Origin of the sequence: Catenulispora rubra (assembly GCF_015356825.1) — a bacterium.
Taxonomy (GTDB): Bacteria; Actinomycetota; Actinomycetes; order Streptomycetales; family Catenulisporaceae; genus Catenulispora; species Catenulispora rubra.
The window spans coordinates 73482-97863 of record NZ_JAACYW010000008.1; the positions used below are offsets into that span (position 1 = coordinate 73482).

At 69.5% G+C, this 24382-nt stretch carries 24 protein-coding genes; 12 read left to right on the forward strand and 12 right to left on the reverse strand.

Going from position 1 to position 24382, the window contains the following annotated elements:
• Positions 1–122: 122 nt before the first annotated feature.
• The 4 genes from GWK61_RS04720 to GWK61_RS04740 form a co-directional block, all read right to left on the reverse strand.
• Positions 123–1127: a TolB family protein gene (locus GWK61_RS04720; protein ID WP_194905313.1), complete on the reverse strand. Its 1005-nt coding sequence runs from the start codon at positions 1125–1127 to the stop codon at positions 123–125.
• Positions 1124–2437: an MFS transporter gene (locus GWK61_RS04725; RefSeq protein WP_194905315.1), complete on the reverse strand. Its 1314-nt coding sequence runs from the start codon at positions 2435–2437 to the stop codon at positions 1124–1126. The genes GWK61_RS04720 and GWK61_RS04725 overlap by 4 nt, the downstream gene beginning before the upstream one ends.
• A gap of 104 nt (positions 2438–2541) precedes the next feature.
• Positions 2542–4629 carry a chitosanase gene (locus GWK61_RS59275; protein ID WP_323747405.1) on the reverse strand — a complete coding sequence of 696 codons (2088 nt, stop codon included), beginning with the start codon at positions 4627–4629 and terminating at the stop codon, positions 2542–2544.
• Positions 4630–4894: 265 nt separating this feature from the next.
• On the reverse strand, positions 4895–5755 hold the full coding sequence (locus GWK61_RS04740) for a MerR family transcriptional regulator (RefSeq protein ID WP_194905317.1): 861 nt from the start codon (positions 5753–5755) through the stop codon (positions 4895–4897).
• 133 nt (positions 5756–5888) lie between these two features.
• On the opposite strand from GWK61_RS04740, the gene GWK61_RS04745 reads away from it, so the two are divergent.
• The 4 genes from GWK61_RS04745 (at position 5889) to GWK61_RS04760 (ending at position 8404) form a co-directional block, all read left to right on the forward strand.
• On the forward strand, positions 5889–6266 hold the full coding sequence (locus tag GWK61_RS04745; RefSeq protein WP_194905319.1) for a nuclear transport factor 2 family protein: 378 nt from the start codon (positions 5889–5891) through the stop codon (positions 6264–6266).
• Positions 6266–6586 (forward strand): putative quinol monooxygenase, encoded by a 321-nt coding sequence (locus GWK61_RS04750; protein WP_194905322.1) that lies wholly within the window; start codon positions 6266–6268, stop codon positions 6584–6586. The genes GWK61_RS04745 and GWK61_RS04750 overlap by 1 nt, the downstream gene beginning before the upstream one ends.
• A 122-nt stretch (positions 6587–6708) precedes the next feature.
• Positions 6709–7293, forward strand: a complete 585-nt coding sequence (locus tag GWK61_RS04755; RefSeq protein ID WP_194905324.1) for a TetR/AcrR family transcriptional regulator — start codon at positions 6709–6711, stop codon at positions 7291–7293.
• Between the two features lie 124 nt (positions 7294–7417).
• Positions 7418–8404, forward strand: coding sequence for a zinc-binding dehydrogenase (locus tag GWK61_RS04760; RefSeq protein WP_194905327.1), 987 nt, complete (start codon positions 7418–7420; stop codon positions 8402–8404).
• Between the two features lie 28 nt (positions 8405–8432).
• Here GWK61_RS04760 and GWK61_RS04765 read toward each other — a convergent pair whose 3' ends face one another.
• Complete coding sequence (locus tag GWK61_RS04765; protein ID WP_194905329.1) at positions 8433–8816, reverse strand: limonene-1,2-epoxide hydrolase family protein; 384 nt, start codon at positions 8814–8816, stop codon at positions 8433–8435.
• Positions 8817–8912: 96 nt separating this feature from the next.
• Positions 8913–9821, reverse strand: a complete 909-nt coding sequence (locus tag GWK61_RS04770) for an NADP-dependent oxidoreductase (RefSeq protein ID WP_194905331.1) — start codon at positions 9819–9821, stop codon at positions 8913–8915.
• Positions 9822–9904: 83 nt separating this feature from the next.
• Between GWK61_RS04770 and GWK61_RS04775 the strand changes: the two genes are divergently transcribed.
• Both GWK61_RS04775 and GWK61_RS04780 read left to right on the forward strand, forming a co-directional pair.
• Complete coding sequence (locus GWK61_RS04775; RefSeq protein ID WP_194905333.1) at positions 9905–10441, forward strand: MarR family winged helix-turn-helix transcriptional regulator; 537 nt, start codon at positions 9905–9907, stop codon at positions 10439–10441.
• A gap of 72 nt (positions 10442–10513) precedes the next feature.
• Positions 10514–11209, forward strand: a complete 696-nt coding sequence (locus tag GWK61_RS04780; protein ID WP_194905336.1) for an aspartate/glutamate racemase family protein — start codon at positions 10514–10516, stop codon at positions 11207–11209.
• A 49-nt stretch (positions 11210–11258) separates the two neighbouring features.
• On the opposite strand, the gene GWK61_RS04785 is transcribed toward GWK61_RS04780, so the two are convergent.
• Genes GWK61_RS04785 through GWK61_RS04805 form a run of 5 tightly spaced genes read right to left on the reverse strand, consistent with a single transcriptional unit; the run spans position 11259 to position 16840 of the window.
• A complete protein-coding gene (locus GWK61_RS04785) occupies positions 11259–12227 on the reverse strand; it encodes an N-acetylglucosamine kinase (RefSeq protein WP_194905338.1) in 969 nt (322 codons plus the stop codon).
• Positions 12224–13516, reverse strand: a complete 1293-nt coding sequence (locus tag GWK61_RS04790; RefSeq protein WP_194905340.1) for a family 4 glycosyl hydrolase — start codon at positions 13514–13516, stop codon at positions 12224–12226. Before GWK61_RS04790 ends, GWK61_RS04785 begins: the two co-directional genes overlap by 4 nt.
• Complete coding sequence (locus GWK61_RS04795; protein ID WP_194905342.1) at positions 13513–14415, reverse strand: carbohydrate ABC transporter permease; 903 nt, start codon at positions 14413–14415, stop codon at positions 13513–13515. The genes GWK61_RS04790 and GWK61_RS04795 overlap by 4 nt, the downstream gene beginning before the upstream one ends.
• Positions 14412–15419, reverse strand: a complete 1008-nt coding sequence (locus GWK61_RS04800; RefSeq protein ID WP_228561746.1) for a carbohydrate ABC transporter permease — start codon at positions 15417–15419, stop codon at positions 14412–14414. Before GWK61_RS04800 ends, GWK61_RS04795 begins: the two co-directional genes overlap by 4 nt.
• A 23-nt stretch (positions 15420–15442) precedes the next feature.
• On the reverse strand, positions 15443–16840 hold the full coding sequence (locus tag GWK61_RS04805; protein WP_194905345.1) for an ABC transporter substrate-binding protein: 1398 nt from the start codon (positions 16838–16840) through the stop codon (positions 15443–15445).
• Between the two features lie 254 nt (positions 16841–17094).
• Between GWK61_RS04805 and GWK61_RS04810 the strand changes: the two genes are divergently transcribed.
• From GWK61_RS04810 to GWK61_RS59285, 6 genes are all read left to right on the forward strand, one after another.
• The gene (locus tag GWK61_RS04810; protein ID WP_194905346.1) at positions 17095–17931 is read left to right on the forward strand and encodes a GntR family transcriptional regulator; all 837 of its coding nucleotides are present in this window, start codon (positions 17095–17097) and stop codon (positions 17929–17931) included.
• Between the two features lie 145 nt (positions 17932–18076).
• Positions 18077–19168, forward strand: a complete 1092-nt coding sequence (locus GWK61_RS04815) for a glycosyl hydrolase family 18 protein (RefSeq protein ID WP_194905348.1) — start codon at positions 18077–18079, stop codon at positions 19166–19168.
• Between the two features lie 54 nt (positions 19169–19222).
• Positions 19223–20236 carry a glycosyl hydrolase family 18 protein gene (locus tag GWK61_RS04820; protein WP_194905351.1) on the forward strand — a complete coding sequence of 338 codons (1014 nt, stop codon included), beginning with the start codon at positions 19223–19225 and terminating at the stop codon, positions 20234–20236.
• 31 nt (positions 20237–20267) lie between these two features.
• Positions 20268–20933 (forward strand): winged helix-turn-helix domain-containing protein, encoded by a 666-nt coding sequence (locus GWK61_RS59280; protein ID WP_194905353.1) that lies wholly within the window; start codon positions 20268–20270, stop codon positions 20931–20933.
• Complete coding sequence (locus tag GWK61_RS04830) at positions 20930–22276, forward strand: sensor histidine kinase (RefSeq protein ID WP_194905355.1); 1347 nt, start codon at positions 20930–20932, stop codon at positions 22274–22276. Before GWK61_RS59280 ends, GWK61_RS04830 begins: the two co-directional genes overlap by 4 nt.
• Positions 22273–23277: a glycoside hydrolase family 26 protein gene (locus GWK61_RS59285; protein ID WP_323747406.1), complete on the forward strand. Its 1005-nt coding sequence runs from the start codon at positions 22273–22275 to the stop codon at positions 23275–23277. The genes GWK61_RS04830 and GWK61_RS59285 overlap by 4 nt, the downstream gene beginning before the upstream one ends.
• Positions 23278–23397: 120 nt before the next feature.
• On the opposite strand, the gene GWK61_RS04840 is transcribed toward GWK61_RS59285, so the two are convergent.
• Positions 23398–24141 carry a G1 family glutamic endopeptidase gene (locus tag GWK61_RS04840; protein WP_194905357.1) on the reverse strand — a complete coding sequence of 248 codons (744 nt, stop codon included), beginning with the start codon at positions 24139–24141 and terminating at the stop codon, positions 23398–23400.
• Positions 24142–24382: the final 241 nt, after the last annotated feature.

A 24382-nucleotide genomic window follows, 5' to 3' on the forward strand; every position in this document is an offset into this window, starting at 1 on the left:
CGATCTCCTCCCCCGACTCCTCGGTGTCGCCTCGCTATACGCGCGCGGAGCCCGGAAAGGTTGTCATCCGGTTCGAGGTCGGCGATCAGGAAGCTGCCAGGCCCCGAACCACGGCCCGGACTTCAGGGCCCGATATCAGTACCCAGAGGCGCGGGTGAACTCGCGTCGTGAATCAGAACACGCGGTTCTCCCCCGCCGTCGGCAGGCACGGACCAGACGTCCCAGTCGCCGCCGGACTGGCGGGGGCGGCCGTACACGACCGTATGCTCGTCGAGCCAGGCCGCTTGGTCGTCGATGCTGTGCTCCTCCGCCAGCGGCGCCTCCTGCATGGTGCGCAGGTCGAGGACGTACAGCCGCCAGGGGCGGTTCGCGCTTGCGTTGACGCGCTTCTTGAACACGATGCGCGTGCCGTCGGGTGACAGGGAGGGGCATTCGACGTTCTCCCGCAACGTCCGTGCGGTCCAGGCCCGGTAGTCGCCCTGCACGAGGTAGGTACGGCCCCCGGTCCGCACGGTGGCGTAGAAGGTGTTGTCGTCGGCGGCGAAGGTGATGCCCCAGTAGTTCACGTCCGCCGCGTGGTACGGCTTGCCGTCGAGCGTGAGGGGGATGCTCTCGACGTTGTCGACGAGCCGGCCGGTCCTGGTGTCCAGGATGGATGTCCGGGTGGAGAAGTCGTCGGCCAGGTAGGAGTCACCTTGGACGAAGGTCGTCCAGGACACCATCGCGCCGCTGGCGGAGACCCGCGCGCGGTTGGGGAAACCGGCGGTCTTGATCTGGCGGACCTGATGGAGGGAGTGGTCCAGGACGGTGGCATAGGTGGCGGGCAGCGCACCTCCGCGCTGTAGACAGATCGCGGTGCCGTGGGCGGCGTAGAAGCGATCGCACAGTGTGCTGCTGACGGTCGGCGTGGCGTCCGGACGTGCGGCCGGTACCGACGCCACGTGGCCGAAGTCGGGCCCCGGTGCGGTGTCGCGGAAAAGGATCGTGCCGGCCGTCGCGAGGTCGATGCTGCCGGTCGGGGAGTCGCCGGCGGCGGCACCGTGGGTGTTCACCACATATCCGGTGATCGCGGTGGCCGCCAGCAGCCCGGAGGCGGTCAATATCAGTACTCGTGCACGCGTGTTCATGTATTGCTTTCCTTCGCCAACGGGAGGATCCACAGGGCCGCCAGGATCGCGGCGGCCAACGAGACCACCGCCACCGCGATGGCCGTGTGCAGGCCCCAGCGGTCCCAGGCCGCGCCGAAGAGCACCGAGGACGCCAGCAGCACCACCGACTGGCCGGTCTGGATCAGGGCCATGCCGCTCGCGCGCAGATGTGCGGGCACCATCGGCCCGACGGCGGCCATCAGGACGCCGTCGGTGGCGGCGTAGAACACGCCGTGCAGCACGAGGGTAGGCAGCAGCAACACCACGCCGCCCACCGGACCGAACAACATCAGGTAGGCGCACAGCAGGGCGGCGTAGCCGCCGACGAACACCCGGATCCTGCCGACCCGATCGGCGAGCTGTCCGAACGGGACGGCGAGCAGCAAGTACGAGGCCGTGGTGCCGAGTGGCAGCAGCGGGAAGTACTCGGCGGAGATGTCGAGGCGCTGTTGCAGGAGCAGGTAGACGAAGGAATCGCTGAGCGCCACGACGCCCAACAGCAGGGCGGCGACGCAGACCCGGCGGAATCGCGGCAGCAGCAGGAGCCGCAGTACGGCGCCCACGGAAACCGGGTTCGCCCGGTCCACGGCCTCCGTCCGGTCACGGACCAGCACGGCCAGCATCACGACGCCGAACGCCGCGATGCCGAAGCTGGCGACGAAGACGGTGTCGTAGCGCTCCGGGTTCGCCAGCAGCAGGCCGAACGCGACGACCGGGCCCAGGAACGCCCCGACGGTGTCCAGCGCCCGATGCACGCCGAACGACCGGCCGAGCGTTTCGGGCGTGCTGCTCAGCGAGATCAGCGCGTCCCGGGGCCCGGTACGCAGGCCTTTGCCGGTGCGGTCCGCGGCGATGACGACGCCGAGCGCCGAGACCGAGGAACCGGCGGTCAGCAGGCCCAGCTTGCACAGCGCGGACAACGCGTATCCGCTGCCCGCAACCAGCTTGCGGCGCTGCCACCGGTCGGCCGCGTGCCCGCCGGCCAGGCGCACCAGCGCGGTGATGCCGAAGTACAGGCCGTTGAGCTCGCCGAACTGGAGCGGGCTCAGGCCGAGGGTGAAGATCACGTACATCGGCAGCACTGCCGTGATCATCTCCGAGGAGATGTCGGTGACCAGGCTGACCGAGCCCAGGGCCAGGACGTTGGGGGCTATGGCTGCGCGGGGATGTGCCGGTACAGGATTTTCAGAACCCGGCGAGCCGACCGCGATCGCCGAGACTTCCGAGATCTCTGAGACCTGCGAAGCCGCTACATCGGTGGGATTCACGCGCGCCGACGAGATGTACATGTCTGTCCTCTCAGACTGACTGCCGCGAGCGGGAGCTTCCGGTGGGCACACCTCAGCGGTGTGCCCACCGGAAGCGATGGAGGGCGAGCCAGTGTCAGTCGGCGTCAGTCGGCGATGTGGTACGCGTCGCCGTCGGTCTGCCAGGTCAGGGGCGCGTTCAGGTTCAGATTGCCCTTGCTGAGGAAGACCTGCTGTTCGGTGTCGATCCGGCTGGTGTCCCCACCTGCGGCCTTGCGAGCGCCGAGGAAGGCGTTGATGTACGTCGCCTCGTCACCGCCTTGTGCGGGTGTGCGCGCCTGCTTCAGGGCTGCGGCGCGGATCGCGGTGAAGCTGACCGGATCCGTTCCGGAGCCGTTCGCGATCATCGCGTCGAAGTAGGCGAACTGCCCCAGCGCGTGCAGGCCGTCCGCCTTGGCCTGGGCAACGGCCGGGGTGAAGTAGAGCCGGTCGGTCTCGTCGTTCTGGGCCCGCTGGAACGCCGGGTCCAAGGCTGCGGTGTGCCAGGCGGAGGTGAAGCCCGGGTCCAGTCCGAGGTGCGAGCTGCTGCCGTTGACGGCGCGCAGCGCCGGCAGGTAGGCGGCGAGTGCGTTGTTCGGAACCCGCTGGGTGTAGAGGTTCACCAGGTCGAGCAGCGTGCCGTTGCTGGAACTGAATCCGGCGGTCCCCGCGATGTAGCCGCGGCCATTGCTGATGTCCTCGATGGACGCGTACTGCGATTTCCAGTCCAACGAAGAGTTCTGCGCGCTGGAAACCAGTTCCATCGCGACTTCCTTCTTGCGCGGATCGGTCAGGTCGCTGGTCGGCACGTTCGCCGGCGGATCGGCCGGGGCCGCCAAGGCCGACACCGAACCGTAGACGGCGAACTCGTAGAGCGAGTAGCCGTAGGAGGTGCCACGTTTGGTGCCATACATGCGGACGTAGCGGCCGTGGCCGTTGACCGTCAGGGCCTCGGTTCCGCCGTGGCCGGTGGTCGTGGAGTACACGGTCGTCCAGGTCTTGTCGTCGTCGGAGGTCTGGATCGTGTAGGCCTTGCCGTAGGCGGCCTCCCAGCTCAGCTTGACCTGAGCGATCGCCGTATCCGCTCCCAGGTCGACGGAGATCCACTGCGGATCCGAGCCCTCCTTGCTGGCCCACCTGGTCGTCAGCTTGCCGTCGAAAGCGTTGGCGGCTCCCAGCGACGAACTCTCCGTGGAGGACGCGCTCGCCGGCCGGTTCAACGCGAGGTCGGTACCGCCGCCCGGCGGTGAAGTCGAGGATGTTGGAGAGGTCGGCGGAGGTCCGCCCTGGTCCCAGATGCCGGAGATGTCGCCGGCCGTGGCCGCGCTGCCCAGCGCCGGCAGGCCGTAGACGTCCTCCACCGTACGCAGCAGCGAGTAGTGGTTGTAGTGGGTGCCGCTGCTGGCGCCCGGCGTGACGTGCGCGCCGACGATCATGGTGGCGATCTGGTTGTCCGAGTCGTCGCCGTCGTTCTCGTCCCAGGTCACGATCAGCAGGCTGTTGTGCGCCTTGGCCCACTGGGCGTAGCCGTCGAGGTGGTCGTGCAGCCAGGTGTCGCCGGCCTGGACCGTGCCGTCGTGCATGTCGTCGTCGAGGTTCGGCGTCACGAACGACACGGTCGGCAGCTGGCTGAAGTCCGTCGGGAAGCGGCTGAAGCGCAGATTCGAGCTCGCCGGGATGTCGGCGAAGTCGACCCAGCCGTTGTGCTTGCGGGCATAGCCGCCGCTCCCGTCGTCGCCGCAGTCCTTCGAGCCGTCCGAGGGCAGGCTCTCGGAGTAGCCGACGAAGCTGTGGCCGCTGGTCAGCAGCTGGTTGCCGAGGTTGTCGGCGCTGAAGTTGTACGGACAGTCGTCGGAATTGACCCCGTGCAGCGAGCCGGAGAACAAGGCCACGTAGTTGCCCTGGCTCGGATGCGTCGTGCCGTGGAAGTTCGTGAACGACGCACCCTGCGTGATCAGGGAGTTGATGTACGGCGCGTTGCTGCTGCCGACGATGTCGTCGTAGTACTTGTTCTCCTCGGTGACCAGCACGATGTGGTCGTACACCGGCAGCCCCGCAGCCGAGGTCGAGTAGGAATTCGAGGAGGACGAGGACGCCGTGGACGGACCCGCCGCGGCGGTCGAGGCCACGCCGAGCGCGGCGAGCGCGAAGGCCGCACCGGCGGCCACTACGGCGCGGCGCTTCTTCGTGGCCAACAGAGGTTCCGCAGTCAACGGTGGACGCGTGCGCCCGGGACGCACAAAGGGATGCCGAGATCGCATGTCGGTCTCCTTGAGGGACGCTGCCCTCGATGCGATGGGGGGAACGGCAGCGCCCGGGCATCGCCGCAGGCGCTTTCCGCAACGAGATGGCGGCATAGGGCCGCAGGCAGCCGGGTCAGATTCCCTCTGAGCGTGTCCGGTTCGGAACTTTCACGCCAAGCCGCTGATATGAATACCTACAGGCGCTGAGACACGCTTGTCAAGAAGGTTTACCAGAAATCGTGTCCAACGGGTCGCCGCCGTGGCCGTCGGACCTGAAGATGGGCCAGCCGACTTCGGTGACGAGGTCCTTCGCGTGCGACGTGTCGAGCGGGTTGCGCAGGTAGTACTCGCGCAGGGGTCCGTCGATGCCGATCTCGTGTCGTTCCGCGTAGGTGCCCAGAGCGCCGTAGGTCAGGTCGATGGTGTCCAGGGGCCCGTGATGCACGGCGATCGCCAGCTCGGCGCCCGGCACGAGGAACGGCTCGACGCGGCCGACCGGGCGCACGTCCCCGTCCGCCGGAATGAACACCACGGCCTCACCTCGCTCGTGCGTCAACAGCTCGCTCGCGAAAACGCCGCCGCTCGCGCCGGCGCGGTTCAGGTTCTGGGCTGCCGCGACACCGTAGAGCTCGCCGAGCGCACCCCGCCACCAGCTCAGCACGTCCTCGCGGTCGACGACCTCGCGGATGGCGATCGCGGGCTGCGCCGGGACCGTGCGGTACTCGATGTCGGGCCCGCCGCCGGGCGGTTTCAGCAGATCGCGGAGTGCTTCGACAGCGTTCTGTGTCCGGGACAGCTGCTGTTCCAGCCGCGCGAGGTGCGCGGTGATCAGCTGGTTGCGCGCGACGGCGTCGGGCGTGGCCAGTACGGATCTGACGTCCGGCACGGGCATGTCCAGTTCGCGCAGCCGGAGGATCACCTGGGCGGTCGGGACCTGGTCGAGGGTGTAGTGGCGATACCCGGTGTCCTGGTCGACGTGGGCCGGGGCGAGTAGTCCCACCTCGTGGTAGTGACGCAACGTCGCGATGCTCAGGTGGGTCACCCGGGAGAACTCGCCGATGGCCAGGCCCTTGTGCATGTCCCCAGTATCAACTCTCGGGTTACCTGAGAGTCCAGCGGAACACCGGCAGTTGACCCTCTGGCAACCGCAGGCCCGAGTGTTGAGGTCAGCCCCGGAAAGGGGGCCGCACCCAACCTGGAGGACGGCGACGATGAACCCGCAGAACCCGCCCCGCGAGCTGCCCGACGTCATCGCGGCACACGTCGCGGCGGTCAACGCTTTCGATCTGGACGCGATCGTGGGCACCTTCGCCGACGACGCCCTCGTGAACGACGCCCAGCGGGAGTTCTCCGGCACCGAGGCGATCCGCGCGTGGGCCGGGCGCGAGCTGGTCGGCGACAAGGTCACCATGGCCGTGACCGAGGTCGTGCCGCACCGCACGCTCACCATCGTGCGGGCGCGGTACGACGGCGACTACGACAAGACGAACCTGCCGGCCGAACTCATCCTGACCAACTACTTCACCGTCGAAGGCGGCAAGATCACCAGCTTGATCACCCTGCGCAACAGGCCCGCCGGGAGCGTCTGATGAGCACGACGGTGGTCACCGAATTGTTCGCCCGGCCCGGCCGCGGCGACGACGTTGCGAAACTCCTGCTGGAGATCCTCGGGGAGAGCCTCGAGCACGAAGGATGCGAGGACATCCGCATCCTGCGCGACCAGGACGACCCCGACCACGTCGCCGGGCTGACCCGATGGACCGAAAGGCACGACTACACCGACTACCTCGCTTGGCGTACCGCGCACGGCTTCACCGCGACCTTCGAGGCGATGATGACCCGGCCGCTGGTCATCCACTACTACGACGAGGCGTTCCAGGGCGCGGGAATCGCGGCGCGGAATCGCTGAGCGCTTCGCCACCGCCGCCACCGACCGGCCCGACGCACTGGCCGGCGGCGGCCCGATGCGGCTCCGTCCCGCAGGTCAGCGACCCCCTTGTTCTTGAGTGACCATTCATCTACCGTGGGCGCATGCCCCGACCGCGCGAGTTCGAACCCGAAGCCGTCCTCGACGTCGCCATGCACCGGTTCTGGGAGCGCGGCTACCGTGCGACCTCCATCGAGGATCTGGTGAAGGCGACCGGGGTCAAACCGGGCAGCATCTACAGCGCGTTCCCCGGCGGGAAGCAGGCTTTATTCCTGCTGTCGCTGGAGCGCTACTCCAAGCTCGTCGTGCCACAGAAGTTGGGCGAGTTGGAGGGGGCGCACGCCGGGCTGGCGGAGGTCCGCGGCTACTTCGACGGCCTGGTCCGGGACCTGCTGACCCCCGAGGGGCGGCAGGGCTGCCTGCTGGTGAACACCGCGATCGAGAAGGCGGCCGAGGACGACGCGGCCGCGGCGGTGGTGCGCGGGCACCTGGCACGGCTGGAGCGGAACATGGCCGCGGCGCTGGAGAACGCGCGGCACCGCGGCGAGGTGCGTCAGGACCTGGATCCGACGACTGCGGCGCGGGTGCTGGTCGCGACGTGTCAGGGGCTGATGGTCGTGGGCAAGGCGAATCCGGACGAGGGGGTGCTGACGGCCATCGTCGACGGCGCGTTCGGCAACCTCGTCTGACCGCTGCGCCGCAGGGCGCTGAGCATGGCAATGAGCCATGGCGTTGAGCAGGCCGCCGGTGTGATTCCGGCGGCCGTTTTCCGGCCCGATAGTTGAACACCTATTCAAGAATGGATTGATCAGCATGCGCGCCATCACCATCTCCCGCCCCGGCGGCCCGGAAGTCCTCACCCTCACTGACCTCCCCGACCCGGTGCCCGCCGCCGGGGAGGTCCTGATCGGCGTCCGGGCCTTCGGCATCAACCACGCGGACGCCTACATGCGCTCCGGAGCCTGGGGCCAGGTCGCCGACGTGCCCGGCATCGAGGCGACCGGCGTCGTCGAGGCCGACCCGTCGGGAACGCTGGCCGTCGGCACGCCGGTCGTGGCGATCCTCGGCGGCATGGGCCGGACCCGCGACGGCTCCTACGCCGAACTCGTCACCGTCCCGGCGACCAACGTCGTCCCGGTGACCGGCGTCGCCGCGGACCTGCCGTGGACCGCCCTGGCCGCGATCCCCGAGGTGTACGCGACCGCCTGGAGCGCCCTGCACGCCAACCTGGAGCTACGGCCCGGCCAGACCGTCCTGGTCCGCGGTGCGACCTCCGCCCTCGGTCAGGCGGTCGTCGACCTGGCCCGCGACCTCGGCGCCCACGTGGTGGCCACCAGCCGCTCGGCCGAGCGCGCCGCCGTGCTGAAGGAGCTGGGCGCGGACACCGTCCTCATCGACGACGGCGCCCTGGCCGCGCAGGCGGCCGCACACGGACTGCGCATCGACGCTGTTGCGGACCTGGTCGGCAACAGCGTCCTGCGGGACTCACTGGCGTGCGTCGCCCCACGCGGCCGGCTCTGCCAGCTCGGATTCCTCGGCGGACTGGCGCCGGTGGCGGACTTCAACCCGCTCACCGACCTGCCCACCGGGGTCCAGCTGAGCTTCTTCGGCAGCGCGTTCGTGCTGGGGACGCCGGAGTATCCGCTGGCCGGGATACCGCTGAACGACATCTTCGCCAAGGTGGCCGCAGGCACGCTGCGAGTCAGGCCGCCACGGACGTTCGCCGTCGAGGACATCGTGGCGGTGCACCGGCAGATGGAGGCCGGGACGGCCGGAGGCAAGATGGTGGTCGAGCTCTGAGGTCAGCCTACTGATTCGGTGGCCGGTCTCATCCCATCCGGCTGGTGAACTGGTTGACGTCGAAGTAGTCGCGCCAGGCGTCGATCTTGCCGTCGGTCACCTCGAACGTCCCCATGACCGGCAGTTCGAACGATTTGCCGGGGAGTGTGAAGACGTCCACCCGTTCGGTCATCACGATCGGTCCGTTGGCCGCGATGTTGATGACGCGGAACTCGATGCGCTCGATGCCCGGCGCGCCGGGGCGGATGAACGTGGCGATGGTGTCGGCGATGGCCTCCCGGCCGGTGACGGGCGCCATCGGGATGTTGTGGTACGTGGCGTCGTCGGTGAAGAACGCCGCCAGCTCGGCGGTACCGGCGTTGTCCGACCACGCCGCGCAGAACCTGCGCACCAGCTCGATGGGGCTCTCCACTTGGCTCCTCCTGCGGTCTGCGGTCTGCGGTCTGCGGTCTGCGGTCTGCGGTCCAAGTTCTGCGGTCGATGATGACAGTGCGCTGCGATAACCGCGCTAGGCGGCGAGGATGAGCTTTTCGTGCGCTGTGCCCGCTTCGAGGAGGGCATGCGCCTGCGCGGCGTCCCGCATCGCCAGCAGCCGCTGGGCACGCAGCCGCAGCCGCCCGGAAGCCAGGAGCGGCATGGTCAGCTCGACCGCGTCGGGGGCGCGGTCCGGGGTGGGGGCGGACAGGGCCACGCCGAAGTCGGCCGCGTGCTCGTCCGCGAGGGTGATCACGCGCGCCGGGCCGCCCGCGAGTTCGACGGCGTCGCGCAGGCCGCCCCTGCCTGCGGCGTCGAAGACGGCGTCCACCGTCTCGACGTGCGCGCGCATCTGTGCGAGCAGCGCCGATCCGTAGCGGACCGGGATCGCGCCGAGTTCCTTGGCGAACTGCTCGTCGCTCGGGCCGGTGGCGCTGAAGACCGTGAGGCCCTGCGACACCGCCAGCTGGGTGGCGATCACGCCGACCGACCCTCCGCCACCGAGGATGAGCAGGGTCTCGCCGGAGGCGACTCCGAGTTGGCGCAGGACGCCGACGGCGGCTTCGGCCGAGGCGGGCAGCGCGGCGGCGTCGGCCCAGCCGACGGTGCCCGGTTTGACGGTCCAGGCCGAGGCGAGGGCGTATTCGCCGTAGCCGCCGAGCGCGGGCAGCAGGGCGGCGACCTCGTCACCCACCGACACGCCGGCCACGCCCGGGCCGAGGGCGTCGACGGTGCCGGCGGCCTCGAAGCCGAGGACGGCGGGGTCGGGCAGCGGGAAGACCGCCCGCAGGTCGCCGCGCCGGATCTTCAGGTCGGTCGGGCCGACCCCCGCCGCCTGGACCCGCATCCTGATCTGCCCCGGTCCGGGCTCCGGCAGGGCGACCTGCGACCAGACGAGCGTCTCGGGCGATCCGTATCCGGTGAGCACTGCTGCGTACGGCATGGGTACCTCCTGCTCCTGGCGGCCCGCGCGAGAATGAGATCGGCACGGCTACACGGTGGTGCTCGACAGAAAGCATAGGTGACATGTCACGCAATGCCAACCGCGGCGCGCCGGTGCCCGAGGGCGGGTGGCTCGACGGCGACCAGCAACGGGCCTGGCTGGCGTACATCCGGGTGCAGCTGCGGCTGACCTACGAAATGAATCGCCAGTTGCAGTCCGACAGCGACCTGTCCCTGCCGGACTACGACGTCCTGACGGCCCTGAGCGTCGCCGACGGCGGCCTGATGCCGATCACGGTGCTGGCCGCGCAGATCGGCTGGGAGCGCAGCCGGGTCTCGCACCACGTGCGGCGGATGGCCGACCGGGACCTGGTGAGCTGCGGCCCGTCCGCGAACGACCGGCGCGTGACCGAGGTGAGTCTGACCCGACACGGCCGCAAGGTGCTCGAGGCCGCGGCCGTCGGACACGTGGAACTCGTACGCCGCCTGTTCTTCGACGGCTTGCCGCCCGAGCTCGTCGAACCGCTCAGCCAGGCGCTGGAGAGCGTCTACGGGAACATCATCGCGCACGGCACGCTGCCGGCGCCGGTGGACTGGCCGCCGCCGCCCCGGGACGAGTGAGACGCGTGACCGGGGACCGGCAGTGCCCGGCCTACGATGTTGGCGCGGTGGAGGAGAACAGGAGACAGCGTCATGAAGGTAGTCGGACTGCTGGGCGGAATGAGCTGGGAATCCACGCTCACCTACTACCAGGGCCTCAACCGTGGGATCCGCGAGCGCCTGGGCGGTCTGCACTCGGCGCAGTGTCTGGTCGCATCTGTCGACTTCGCGGAAGTGGAGCGGATGCAGGAGCGCGGTGACTGGGCCGAGGCGGGCGTTTATCTCGCGTCCTGGGCTCGGCGCCTGGAAGCCGGCGGTGCCGAGTGCCTGGTGCTGTGCACCAACACCATGCATCGCGTCATCGACGACATCAGCGCGGCGGTCACCATCCCGATCCTGCACATCGCCGACGGCACCGCCGACGCCTTGCTGGCAGACCGCGTCCACACGGTCGGGCTGCTCGGCACCCGGTACACCATGGAGCAGGACTTCTATCGGTCGATCCTGGAACGCCGGGGACTGACCGTGGTCACGCCCGATGAGCCCGGCCGCACCCTCGTGCACGACGTCATCTACGACGAGCTGTGCCTCGGCAAGGTCCTCGACCACTCGCGACAGGCCTACATCGCGGTGGTCGAGTCGCTGAAACAGAAGGGCGCGCAAGCCGTCATCTTCGGCTGCACCGAAATCGGGCTGCTCCTCGACCGGGAAACCAGCCCGCTGCCGGTGTACGACACGACCCTGCTCCACATCGAAGCAGCGCTGGACTGGGCCCTGAAACCCGCATAACCCGAAGCCGCCTCCGGCCGACACGTCCATCGGCCGGAGGCGACGCGCTTCACTGCATCCGAGCAGCCCGGAGCTGTTCCAGCAACCGCTCGCGTACCACCGTGCCGGCTTCGGCGCCGAGGGCGTGCAGAGCGGCGCCGGCCACCGGCGGCTCGGTCACGACCCGCAGTTCGGCTCTCGATTCCCGCGCGAACCCCTCGGTGATCCGTCCCAGGAGGTAGGGATCCGCAGCACCGAGGACGCCGCCGCCGAGGATGACCGGTGTCGGTGTCCGCTCCAGGCCGAGCCGGCGCAGCGCGGCCAGGCCCAGGGCGCAGACCTCGTCGGCCTGGCGGTCCACGACGGATCGGGCGACCGGATCGTCGGTCAGCGCGAACAGCGCCGGCGCCAGGGTCCGCAGTTCGCCGTCGGCGAGTTCCCCGGTGTGGATCGCCAAGGTCACGTCCAGTGCCGTCGACAGGCCGAAGTGGCTGGCGACCGCCGCGGTCAGAGCCGTCCGTGGGCCGCGACCGTCTTCGCCGCGCACCGCGTGCCACAGCATCTCGGTGCCGATGTCCTGGCCGCCGCCCCAGTCCCCGGACAACGCGCCGAGGGCGGGGAACCGCGCCACCGCACCGTCGGGCCCGATGCCGACGCAGTTGATCCCGGTACCGCAGACCACTGCGACGCCGGTACCGTTCGGCGACCCGGCGTGCAGGAGCGCGAAGGTGTCGTTGGCGACGTGCACGCGCCGGGCCCAGCCCCGCTCGACGAACGCCGTCTGCAGCGCCGCCTCCTCATGCGGAAGATCGGCGCCGGCCACGAACGCTGACAGACCGTCGATGTACCCGGCTTGACCGGCCGACGCCGTGACCTTCGCGACCACCGTTTCGAGGGCGTCGAGCGCCGCTGGGACTCCGGTGACCTGGGGCCGGAAGGAGCCGCCGCGGGCCCGGGCGTGGATCGTCCCCGCGAGGTCGCCGAGGACGACATCAGTCTTGCTGTTGCCGCCGTCCACGGCGAGAAAGAGCTCGTTCACGACGCGGCCCAGGGCAGATACCGCCGGTTCACCGAGATCAGCTCGGCGGCCAGCTTCTGCGCCGGCTCGGTCTGCCCGATCAACGGATGCGCTATCAGGGCGTCCTCGACCCGGCCCGCGCCGCCGTGTATCGCGGCCCGAAGCGCGAGCTCTTCGTAGGCTGCGACGTGGGCGATGAGTCCTGCCTGTAGCGGATCGACCGGTGCGATCGGCAGCGGATGCACACCGGTGGCGTCGACGCGGCACGGCACCTCGATGACGGCGTCGGCCGAGAGGAACGGCATGGTGTCGCCGTTGCGCACGTTGGCGACCTGGACGGTGCCGCCATCACCGCCGCCGCCATCGCCCCCGTCACCACCTTCCCCAAGCAACCCGGCGACCAGCCCGATCGCAGCCTCGGAGTAATACGCGCCACCCCGCTTCCCCAACAGCGCCGGCTTCACATCCAGCCCCGGATCCGCATACATCGCCAACAACTCCCGCTCCAGCTCAGCCACCTGCTCGGCCCGCGACTCTTGACCCAGCTGCTCGGCGACCACGGCGTCGTGCGCATAGAAGAACCGCAGGTAGTACGACGGAATCACCCCGTGCCGCCGCATCACCTCGATCGGGATCTGCACGCGCGCGGCCAGCTCCTCGCCGTGCTCGGCGAGCAGCTGCGGCAGCACGTCCACCCCGTCGATCCGCACCCCGCGCTCCCACGTCAGGTGGTTGAGCCCGACGTGGTCGAGCTGCACCTGTTCGGCATCGACGTCGAAGTACTCGCCGAACCGGTGCTGGAAGCCCTTGGCGACGTTGCACAGCCCGACCGCCTTGTGCCCGGCGTCCAGCAGGGCGCGGGTCACGATGCCGACCGGGTTCGTGAAGTCCACGATCCAGGCCTCGGGGGCGCGCTTCCGGATCCGGTCGGCGATGTCGAGGACCACCGGCACGGTGCGCAGCGCCTTGGCCAGCCCGCCGGCCCCGGTGGTCTCCTGCCCGACGCACCCGCACATCAGCGGCACCGTCTCGTCGGTGTGCCGGGCGGCCTGACCGCCGACGCGCAGCTGGAGCAGCACCGCGGCCGCGCCGTCCAGGTGCTCGTCCAGCTCGGTCCCGCTGACCAGCCGGCCGGGATGCCCCTGCTTGGCCAGGATCCGCGCCGAGACCCCCGCGACCAGGCCGAGGCGTTCGGCGTCGGGGTCGACCAGGACCAGCTCGTCCACGGCCAGGGTGTCGCGCAGCCGGGCGAACCCGTCGACGAGTTCGGGGGTGTAGGTGGATCCGCCACCGACGACGACGATTTTCAACCCTTGACTCCTGTCAGTGTGACGCCTTCGATGAAGGCTTTCTGGGCGAAGAAGAACACGATGATCACCGGCGCCATGGCGATGACGGTCGCGGCCATGGTGATGTTCCACTGGACGGCGTGCGCCGTCTTGAAGCTGGCCAGCCCGACCGCGAGCGTCCAGTGGTCCGGGTTCTCGCCGGTATATATGAGCGGCCCGTAGTAGTCGTTCCAGGCGTTGAAGAACGCGAACAGGCCGACCGCGACCACCGCGGGGCGCATCATCGGCAGGACCACGCGCAGCAGGACGCGCACCTCGCTGCATCCGTCGACGCGCGCCGCGTTCAGGTAGTCCTCCGGGATCGTCAGCAGGAACTGGCGCAGCAGGAAGATGGAGAACGCGTCCCCGAACGCACAGGGGATGACCAGCGGCCAGATCGTGCCGGTCAGGTGCAGTCGGGCCCACATGATGTACATCGGGATGATCAGGACCTGCGGCGGCAGCATCATCATCGTGATCACGGCGAGGAAGACGCCGTTGCGGGCCCGGAAGCGGAACCGCGCGAGCGCGTAGGCGACCGGGATGCTGGAGACGAGCGTGCAGGCGGTCACCACTGCGGCGTAGACGACGGTGTTGGTGAGCCAGGTCCCGGTCGGGGCCTGGGAGAACACCTTGGTGTAGTTGGACCACTGCCAGTGCTTCGGCCACGGGTCCGAGGTCAGGGACTGCTGGTCGGTCATCACCGAGGTGAGCAGGATGAAGACGATGGGTCCGAGGAAGGCCACGGCCAGCCCGACCGCGACGGCGTGCTCGGCGATCCAGATCAGGACCCTGCGACGCCGGTACCGGCCGCGCGCGGCGCGGTGCGGCGAGGCCGCCCGGGCGGATCTGTCGCGCGTTGTGGGAGCCAGGGTGGTCACTTCGCTGCCCCCTCGGTGTCGAAGCCGGAGCCCCGGCGCAGCAGGAGCACGGTGAACGCCATCGCCACGGCGAACATCACGACCGCCAGGGCGCAGGCGTAGCCCATGTGGAACTGGTTGAACCCGGTGACGTAGATCTGTTGGGAGAAGGTGAGCGTCGATCCGCCGGGGAACCCGGGCGAGGACTGGATGTTGCCGTTGGCGGTCTGGGAAGCCACCATCGCCTGCGTGAAGTACTGCAATGTGGCGATGACCGCGGTCACCGTCGCGAACAGCAGCACCGGCGAGATCGACGGCAGGGTCACGAAGCGGAACCGCTTCAGCGGCCCGGCGCCGTCGAGGTGCGCCGCCTCGTAGAGCTCGGCGGGCACGTCGAGCAGCGCGGCCAGGAAGATGACCATCATCGTCCCGCTCCCCCACAGCGTGAGCAGCGTCAGCGCGGGCTTGGACCAGGCCGGCGAGTCGAACCACAGCGGCCCGTGCACGCCGAGCAGGCCCAGGGCCCGGTTCACCGGCCCGGTCGAGGGGTTGAACAGGCACACGAAGGCGACGGTCGCGGCGACCGGCGGCGCGAGGGCCGGCAGGTAGAACACGGTCCGGAACAGGCCCGCGCCGGCCTTGAGCCGGGCGGTCACCATCGCCACGCCGAGCGCGAACAGCACCTGCGTCGGGACCATGACCGCCATCAGCCAGCCGGTGTTGCGGACCGCCTGCCAGATCAGCGGGTCGTCGTGGAGCAGGTAGCGGTAGTTCCGCAGGCCCACGAAGTGCGGGGCGGAGATCATGTTGGAGTTCGTGAACGACAGCCAGAACGTCATGACCAGCGGGTAGGCCAGGAAGACGGCGAAGCCGGCGATCCACGGGGACAGGAACAGCAGGACCCGGATTCGCTGGCGCCGATGCTGGGCGCGCAGGGCCGGCGGGAGCGGGGAGGACGGAGCGGACGGGCCGGACGAGGCGGGCCGCCGCCGAATCATCCGGGCGGGCAGTATCGGTGTGCTCATGATGGGGACCGGTCTTCCGGATCTCACTGGCTGAGCTTGAGCGCGGCGTCGTTCTGCTTGTCGATATCAGCGAGCCCGGCCTTGAGGTCGGGGACCTTGCCGTTCTGCCACTTGTCGGCGAACGGGCCGAAGTTGGTCAGGTACGCGCCGCCGTTCGGGCTGGCCGGCGTGGTCGAGGTCTTCGGGTTCTTGAAGACCTCCAGGAACGTCGCGAAGTTCGGGTCCTTGGCCAGCGCGAGGTTCGGGGAATTGAGCGCGGCCAACGTGGTCGGAACGTTGCCGATGGCGTCGGCGAACGAGGCCACCGCGTCGGGGTCGGTGGTCAGGAACTTCACCAGCTTCCAGGCGGCGGCCGGATGCTTGGCGCCGCGCGGGATGCCGATGACGTTGCCGCCGACGAATCCGGATCCGTACAGGTCGGGCTTGTCGTCCGCGACCGGCATCGGCGCGGTCCCGTAGTCGACGTCGGACTTGTCGTTCTTGATGAACGCGGTGCGCCACTCCCCGTCCACCATCATCGCCAGCGAGCCGGTCTCGAAGGCGTTCTGGGCCGAGAACTCGTCGCCCATACCGGCCTTGAACTTGGCCAGCTTGTCCGCGCCGAACCAGTCGACCAGGTTCTTCTGCCAGCTCAGTGCGGCGGCGAAGGCCGGGTCGGAGGCGGTGTTCGAGGTGCCGTCGGCCTTCAGCCAGCTGCCGCCCCAGCTGGGGAGCAGGTGCTCGGTGAGCATCTCGTAGGCTCCGAAGTACGGCATGAAGCCCGCGGTCTTGATCGAGCCGTCCGGGTTGCGCACGGTCAGCTTCTTGGCGTCGTCGGCCAGCTCGGTCATGGTCTTGGGCGGTGCGGCGATCCCGGCGGCGGCGAACAGCTTCTTGTTGTAGTAGAGCCCGAAGGTGTCGGCCAGCCACGGCATCGTGCAGCGTTTGCCGGCGTACGCGGTGTAGGCCTGGACGGCCTGCGGGATCTGCGTCATGTCGACGTGGTCGGCGGCGATGTCCGGGGTGAGGTCCTGGAAGGCGCCGCTGGTACACCAGCCCCCGACGTTGTTCGCGTTGAACGACGAGGCCACGTCCGGCGCGGTGCCGCCGCGGATCGCCTGGTTGATCTTGTCGTCGTCCTGGGCCTTGACCGCCTGCACGGTGATGTACGGGTACTTCTGGTGGAACTCGGCCAGGACCGCGTCGATGGACGCGACCTCGTGCGGCGAGCTCAGACCGTGCCAGAAGGTGATGGTGACCGGCGTGGTGTCCTCGGCGCCGGTGTTCGCCTTGGCGGTGGAGCCGTCGCCGGCCGAACAGGCCGCCGTCGTCGCGGCCAGGGCCAGTGCCAACGTGGGGACGACAGCGGCGACGGCCAGGCGGGCCCGGAAACTGTTCCGGGTGCTCGGCGAGCCTGCGGGGATGCGGCGGTGCAGAAACATGGGGGCCTCCGACCCAGGATGGGTGGAACAGAAGTGGTGTGGATTCAGGTCATCTACGGAGAGCAGCCGCCCCATCCGAGGCCGAAAACTTACCAACCATTGACCAGTGGGCTTATCGTGGGTCATTATTTGGTCAACGTCAAGGGTTCCGGATCACCGGTCCGGGACGGCGGGCGCCGAGACCCGGCGCCGACGGGCAGTGCGATGGACAGCGCGATGGACGGCACGACGGACAGAGAGGGAGCCGAGCGCCGATGAACGTGGGCGAGAGCCGCTGGCAGAAACGCGAGCGCATCCGCGGACACCTGCTGGACCTGGTCGACGAGTACGGCCCGGGCCGGGCGATCCCCGGCGAACGCCAGCTGAGCGACGAGCTCTCGGTGTCCCGCCCGACGCTGCGCTCGGTCGTCGACGACCTGGTCCGCGACGGTCTTCTCGTCAGAGAGCACGGACGCGGGGTCTTCGTGGCCAAGGCCAAGGTGGCCCAGCGCCTGGGCGCCCCGGCGACCCCGCCGGGCCGGCCGCTGGCCGTCGGCGGCGTGGACGGGGTCTGGACCAGCCGGATGGTGGACTTCCAGGCGGTCGCGGCCGGAGCCCGGATCAGCCGGCGCCTGAACGTGTCCCCGGCCGAACCCATCCTGCGCATCACCAGGCTGCGGCTGGCCGACGGGGACCCGATGTCGGTCGACACGCTGCACGTGCCGGCCGTCCTCGTGCCCGGACTCGCTCCTCAGGACCTTGAGACCGGCTCGTTCTATCAGATCCTGGGACAGCGGTACGGGATCGGGCTCGCCACCGCGACGCAGATCATCGAGCCCACCGTCGTCGACACCGCCGAAGCCGAACTGCTGGGAGTGCCGGTCCACACCCCGGCGCTGCTGTTCGAGCGGGCGACCGCCGACACCGAAGGCCGGGTCGTGGAGTTCACGCACTCGGTGTACCGCGGCGACCGCTACCGCATCGTGACGCAGCTGTCGCTCGCCGCCGACGACGACGGCAGCGGCGGCCGGGTGGTGGGCGGCTCCTGGTCGACGGCCTCGGCCGTCCCCGGCGCCGACACGCTGGTCCTGGACTCCTACTGGTCCGGCTGAGCGGTCGGCGCGGCGGTCCGCGCATCCACAGGAACGACAGGCACGACACGCACGGCACGCACGACAGGCACCACCGGAACCATCGCCACGCCCCGCGCGGACCACCCGGTCCGCGTGGTGATCAGTCACGCCTTCCGGAGGACACATGCTTCGCCGAACAAGACCGCTCACCATCCTGACCGCCTGCGCGGCGGCCGGAATCGTCGCGACGACCGTGCCCGCCATGGCGGCCGTCCCCCACGCCAAGCCCGCCAAGCCCGCCGCGCGGGCCGCCGGCGTGCAGTTGCAGACCTGGCTCTACCCCGGCTCCCCCGGCGACTCCACCTGCTCCGCGCCGCAGGAGTACGCCGACAACCGCGTCCTGACCGGCGCGCTCAAGCCCGAGTACTGGTCGGTGCAGTCGAACGGCTCGGTCAAGCTGGAGACCGCCGCCTCGGGACTGTGCAACGCCTACAGCGCGGCGAACGTCGCCAGCGTGAAGGCCCATTCGGCGTATCAGTACCCGACCATCTCGGGGATGACGACCGCCGACGTCCACGCGCTGGTCAGCAGTTCCGGCAACCGGTCCAAGGCCGTCTCGCAGCTGACTTCGCTGATCGTCAGCAACGGCCTGTCCGGGGTCGACGTCGACCTGGAGGACTACTGGTCCTGGTCCGCCGCGGACTTCACGAACTACAAGAAGTTCCTGACCCAGCTGGCGACCTCGCTGCACGCGCACGGCAAGCGCCTGCAGGTCGACGCCCCGGCGATGACCGCCGACGCCACGTTCTACGACTACGCGCAGGTCTCGGCGACCGGCGTCGACGAGCTCGTGATCATGGCCTACGACGAGGAGTTCGACACCCAGCCCGGCGCCCGCTGCCTGGCGATCACCCCGTACGCCTGGCTCAAGCAGGTCACCGCCTACGCCCAGAGCAAGGTCCCGGACCACTCCCGGCTGGTCATCGGGCTCCCGTCCTACGGCTACCACGCCCCGGACCCCTGCGACCTGAACTCGGTCACCGGCAACATCCAGTTCAGCGACATGAAGAACAGCCCCGGTTTCTCCCAGGACCCGGCCGTCATCGCCGCCCGCCGCGACCCGTCCTCCGGGGAGATCCGCTGGACCTCCGGCGGGGTCCTCTACGACTACGTCGACAGCGCGTCCCTGACCGCCAAGCTGAAAGTCCTCACCGACCTGGGCGTCACCAAGGTCTCGGTGTGGTCGCTCGGCGGCGGCAACCCCTGGTTCGGCTAGATCCCCACCCGGAGTCCCACACCCGGAGCACCCCACCACCGCGAAAGAGAGAACATGACGAACCACCGGAAAACCCGTCGCACGCTCGCCGTCTCAGCGGTCTCCACCCTCGCGATCGCCGCCATGACCCTCCCCAGCGTCACCGCCTCCGCCGCCAGCGGCCTGCCGGTGATCGGCTACCAGGAGGAGGGCGACTCCACCTCGCTCATCGACGCCAGCGCCGGGGCCCTCGGCTCGGTCGGCACCGACGGCGTCAACATCACCGCCGACGGCACGAGCGTCGGACAGCCCAGCAGCGCCGCACAGAACCAGCTGGCCGCCGCGCACGCCGACGGCCTGCCGGCCGAGTTCCTGGCCGGGAACTTCAGCCAGAGCATCGGGGACTTCGACGAGCAGGCCGCCTACAACCTGCTGAGCAACCAGACCAACATCGACAACGTGGTCGCCACCCTCAGCAGCGCGGTCAGCTCCCAGGGCTGGGACGGCGTCACCATCGACATGGAGTCCCTGCAGGCACGCGACACCGCGGGCCTCACGGCCTTCCTGACCGCGCTGAAGCAGGCGCTGCCGGCCGGCAAGACCGTCAGCCTGGACCTGATGAACGGCCAGAGCGCGGACGAATACGCAGCCCTCGGATACGACCTGCCGGCCCTCGGCCAGGTTGTGGACCACCTGGTGCTGATGGCCTACGACCAGCACACCCAAGCCTCGGGCCCCGGCCCGGCCGGTTCTCTGGCCTGGCAGCAGCAGGGCCTTGACGCGCTCGTGAGCCAGGTCCCGGCGGCCAAGGTGGATCTGGGCGTCGCGGGCTACGGCTACTCCTGGCCGGCCGGCGGTGCCGCGACCCAGGTCAGCGACCAGGGCGCGCGCGACCTCGTGGCCGCCGACGGCGCCACGGCGCAGTTCGACGACGCCTCCGGGGAGTGGACCGCGACGCTCTCCAACGGCACGGTCCTGTGGTGGTCCGACGCCCGGTCCTTCGCGCTGCGCCGGACTATGGCCGCGAACGAGCAGATCCACGGCCTGGCGGTCTGGGACCTCGCGCTGTCCGACCAGATCCAGCCGTAGCCCCTTCCCGGTCGCGAAGGCTGGAGCCGCCGTGCGGGTGCTCGTGGTGGAAGACGATCCCGGGCTCGGGCCGCTGATCGTCGACGGTCTGCGCTCGGCGGGCTTCGCCGTCGATCTCGCGGACCGGCTCGCGGAGGCCGACTTCAAGGCGTCCGTGAACGCCTACGACTGCGTGGTCGCCGACCGCGGGCTCCCCGACGGCGACGCCTTGGAGCTGCTCAAAAGGTGGCGCAGGTCAGGACACACGGTCCCGGTCCTGATGCTCACCTCCTTCAGCACCGTCGAAGACCGGGTGGCCGGTTTCGAGAACGGAGCCGACGACTACCTCGTCAAACCGTTCGCCATGGCTGAGCTGACCGCGCGGGTACGGGCCCGGTGCCGACGCGGTCAGCCACAGTCCCTGCCGGAAATCGCGGTCGGCGACCTGACCATGAACTTGCCGCGCAGGCAGGTCCGGCGCGCCGGCGTGCTGCTCATCCTCACCGCGAAGGAGTTCGCCGTGCTCGAAGCCCTGATGCTCCGGGCCGGGCGCGTGGTCAGCCGCAGCGAGCTGATCGAGAGCTGCTGGGACGAGATGAGCGACCCGATGTCGAACGTGGTCGACACGGTGATCGGCCGGCTTCGGCGCAAGCTCGGGGCGCCGGATCTCATCGAGACTCTGCGAGGCGCCGGCTACCTCATCCGCGAGCCGGTATGACCGTGGACGGCCGCGCCGTCGCCCGGCTGCGGCGCCTGCGCCGGTCGATGACGTTGCTGTACGCGGCCACCAGCGCCGTCTGTCTGATCACGCTGGCGTTCATCGCCGCGACCATCGACGGCCGGTCCCGGGCGGACAGCGTCGACGCACAGGTGGCAGGCCATGCCGAAGCGCTGTCCCGGGCGGTCTGGATGGACCAGGGCATACTCCATCTCGATCCGTTGTCCGAGGACGAGTTGGCTGGTGCGTCCGCCGTCACCGCGGTGCTTCAGCGTCCCGGCGGCGGGCAGGTCCAGGTTCGCTGGGTACGGTCCGCTGGCGCCGCGCTGCCGTCGGCGGCAGGCCTCGATCTGTTGTGGACGTCGACCGTGCGGGAGCAGGACACGTTCTTGACGACGATGGCGGGCCGCGACGGCAGGCGAACCCGCTGGGCTGCCGCGCCGGTGTGGGACGCCGATGACATCGGTGCCGTCGTGCTCACCGCGGCCGACCTCGCGCCGGAGAAGAAGAGCCACGAAACACTGGTCCGGTGGCTCGTCGTCGGGTGCACAGGACTGGTGCTCGCGTCGGCCGCCGCCGGCCATTTGCTGTCCGGACGGAGCATGCGACCGGCTCTGCAGGAGCTGGGCCGGCAGGAGCAGTTCCTGGCCGAGGCGGCTCACGAGCTGCGCGCGCCGCTGGCCACCGTCCGTCTGATGATGGAAGACGGCCGTGCCTCGCCGGCCCGCGCTCCGGCGGCGATGGCCGAGGCCGTCCGGCTCGTCGACCACATGGGGCGGCTGGTGTCCGGGCTCCTTACGCGGGCACGTATCCAGACTGGAACGGGCCAGCTCGTGCTCACGCCGTTGCGGCTGGACCAGCTGGTCGAGCAGGCGGTCGAGGAACTCCCTCATATCGCCGGGCAGGTCGTCGTGCATACCACGCCGACCATCGTGCGCGGAGATCCCGACCTGCTCGCTCAGGCGGTCCGCAACCTTGTGGAGAACGCTCTGCGCCACGGAGCAACGCAGTCGACGCTGCCGGTCGAGGTGGATGTGGCGTCAGGGACGGTGACGGTCCGGGATCATGGGCCGGGGATCGCCCCGGCGGAACGGGAGCGGATCTTCGACAGCCGGGTCACCTGCGGGCGCGAAGGCAACGGCCTTGGCCTGGGTCTCGGTCTTGGTCTCGGCCTGGCGATCGTCCGTTGGGTCGCGGAGCTGCACGGCGGAACGGCTGACGCCACCACGGCTCCCGGAGGCGGGGCGCTGGTCAGGCTCAGCCTTCCGGAACACCAGCCCGGACCCTCTCATCATCACGTCTCATCATCCCGTCATGATCCGCTCGACAGACTGCCGACGTGACCAGATACCTCAGGCGCCAGCGCGCCGCCACCGCCGAGAACGCCCCTGATGAGAAGCCGTCCAGACGTCGCCTCCGAAAGCGGTACGGCATCGCGGCAGCGCTGATCCTCACCGCCGCCGCGATTCCCGCAGCGACCATCGCCGCCTCCGCCGGAACCACACCGTCGGACTCGAGAGACATCCTGGTCCCCGACCAGGGAGCGCTTCTCGGCCACTACTACGGCGCGGGCACCATTGCCGACACCGACGCGCGCATCGGGCGCAAGCCGGCAGTCCACCTCACGTACTACAACTGGGCCGACGACTGGATGGCGGCACCGGCCACCACCGCCGACTTCGCCGACGGACGGATCCCGCTGGTCAACTGGGAGCCGTTCGGCATCAACTTCGACGACATCGTCAGCGGCAGCCTGGACGCCACCATCCAGGCCCGCGCCACCGCCGCGGCCCAGTCCGGCAAGAAGTTCTTCCTCGACTTCGCCGCCGAGATGAACGAGGACGAGGGCTGGGGCGGCCACGACCCGGCGAAGTTCATCGCCGCGTGGCGCCACATCCACGACATCTTCACCGCGGCCGGCGCCACGAACGTCGTCTGGGCCTGGTGCCCCAACGTCACCGACAGCTCCGGCGCCCCGGCGGCGATGGACTACTACCCCGGCGACGACTACGTCGACTGGACCGGCGTCGACGGATACAACTGGGGCACCTCCGCCGCGGGCTTCACGTGGCAGAGCTTCAACGACGTGTTCGCCACCATCTACCCGCAGCTCGCCGCGAAGGGCAAGCCGATCATCATCGGCGAGATGGCCTCCGACGAGGTCGGCGGCAGCAAGGCGCAGTGGATCGACGACATAGTCCCGACGCTGAAGAACAACTACCCGCAGATCAAGGCCTTCGTCTGGTTCGACATCGACAAGGAGAGGCACTGGCAGATCAACTCCTCGCCGGAGTCGCTCGCGGCCTACCAGCGCATGGCGCAGGACCCGTATCTCAATCCGTGACGTGACGTTTTTGCGCGGGGGTAGGCACAGGGACAGGGCCCGGGCCCGGCGGCCGGGCCCTGTCCTCCGCGTCACCGCGTCACCGCATCAGCGCATCAGCGCATCAGCGGTCGCAGCGCATCAGGAATGCAGCCAGCTCAGCTTGAACGTACCGCCGGACAGCGACGAGTTCCTCGTCAGCGGGGTGTTGCCGCGCTCGATGTCGGTCGAGTTGACCGTGCCGGCGCTCGCCAGGGGCTTGCCGTTGGCGGTAAGGCTGGTGAAGGTCACCGAGCCGAAGGGTGCGACCGGCTGGATGCCGTTGCCCAGGTCCTCCACGATCGCCTCGGCCGAGGAGAGCTGGTCGCTGCCGGTCTCGTGGAACGTCTTCGACCAGCCCCGGGTGGTGTCCTTCTCGGTCAGGGTCCAGGAGCTGCCGCTCACCGACACCGAGGCGGTGATGTGGTCGCCGGCCCTGACGGTCTCGGTGAAGTAGATGGAGTCCGCCGGGTACATCTCCACCCACGGGTAGTAGGCGGCCACCCCGTTCTCGCAGTCCTGGTCGAAACCGATCTGCTCGACCGTGTCGGAATTGAAGCCGTCGATGCCGATCCACGGCGAGACCGAGCTGTTCGGGACCGACGAGCAGTTGAGCGTGGGCACCGTCCACGACCCGCTGATCGACGTGAAGCGCGCGCCGGTGTCCGCGTAGCCGCCCCAGATCTGGTCCGAGTGCCGGACGTGGTCGTAGTGCGGGAAGCTCGCGGCGCCCGTGGCAGGGGACGCCTCGGCGGCCAAGGCGGGATCGGCCAGGGTCGCGGCGAGCACCACCGAGCCGGCGGCGGCCAGACAGGCCAGGCCGACCCGGTATCCGGGTATTGCCATAGTGGTCCTTTCACGTGGCGATGGGCGGCCGTCCGGGTTCCGGGCGAACCACCGTGAAGGCAGGCGGGAGCCGGGCACGAAGCCAGGCGGTATGGCACGGGCAGGTGCAGGGGTGGCAGGGCGCCCCCCTCCGGGCGCCGTCTGGCGAATACGTCGGACATCATCCGATTTCTCGGAAAATAGAAGCGTGTTCGTACCCTGTCAAGGCATACCGAGAAGACCGGCGCTGCTGGCCTGTGTG

Bases quoted from the DNA above. Each gene is read 5' to 3' on its own strand.
- GWK61_RS04745 (WP_194905319.1), top strand. From the start codon at position 5,889: ATGAACCCGCAGAACCCGCCCCGCGAGCTGCCCGACGTCATCGCGGCA.
- GWK61_RS04805 (WP_194905345.1), bottom strand. From the start codon at position 16,840: ATGTTTCTGCACCGCCGCATCCCCGCAGGCTCGCCGAGCACCCGGAAC.
- GWK61_RS04780 (WP_194905336.1), top strand. From the start codon at position 10,514: ATGAAGGTAGTCGGACTGCTGGGCGGAATGAGCTGGGAATCCACGCTC.
- GWK61_RS04815 (WP_194905348.1), top strand. From the start codon at position 18,077: ATGCTTCGCCGAACAAGACCGCTCACCATCCTGACCGCCTGCGCGGCG.
- GWK61_RS04720 (WP_194905313.1), bottom strand. From the start codon at position 1,127: ATGAACACGCGTGCACGAGTACTGATATTGACCGCCTCCGGGCTGCTG.
- GWK61_RS04755 (WP_194905324.1), top strand. From the start codon at position 6,709: ATGCCCCGACCGCGCGAGTTCGAACCCGAAGCCGTCCTCGACGTCGCC.
- GWK61_RS04830 (WP_194905355.1), top strand. From the start codon at position 20,930: ATGACCGTGGACGGCCGCGCCGTCGCCCGGCTGCGGCGCCTGCGCCGG.
- GWK61_RS04770 (WP_194905331.1), bottom strand. From the start codon at position 9,821: ATGCCGTACGCAGCAGTGCTCACCGGATACGGATCGCCCGAGACGCTC.
- GWK61_RS04750 (WP_194905322.1), top strand. From the start codon at position 6,266: ATGAGCACGACGGTGGTCACCGAATTGTTCGCCCGGCCCGGCCGCGGC.
- GWK61_RS04775 (WP_194905333.1), top strand. From the start codon at position 9,905: ATGTCACGCAATGCCAACCGCGGCGCGCCGGTGCCCGAGGGCGGGTGG.
- GWK61_RS04810 (WP_194905346.1), top strand. From the start codon at position 17,095: ATGAACGTGGGCGAGAGCCGCTGGCAGAAACGCGAGCGCATCCGCGGA.
- GWK61_RS04820 (WP_194905351.1), top strand. From the start codon at position 19,223: ATGACGAACCACCGGAAAACCCGTCGCACGCTCGCCGTCTCAGCGGTC.
- GWK61_RS04840 (WP_194905357.1), bottom strand. From the start codon at position 24,141: ATGGCAATACCCGGATACCGGGTCGGCCTGGCCTGTCTGGCCGCCGCC.
- GWK61_RS04740 (WP_194905317.1), bottom strand. From the start codon at position 5,755: ATGCACAAGGGCCTGGCCATCGGCGAGTTCTCCCGGGTGACCCACCTG.
- GWK61_RS04760 (WP_194905327.1), top strand. From the start codon at position 7,418: ATGCGCGCCATCACCATCTCCCGCCCCGGCGGCCCGGAAGTCCTCACC.
- GWK61_RS04800 (WP_228561746.1), bottom strand. From the start codon at position 15,419: ATGAGCACACCGATACTGCCCGCCCGGATGATTCGGCGGCGGCCCGCC.
- GWK61_RS04725 (WP_194905315.1), bottom strand. From the start codon at position 2,437: ATGTACATCTCGTCGGCGCGCGTGAATCCCACCGATGTAGCGGCTTCG.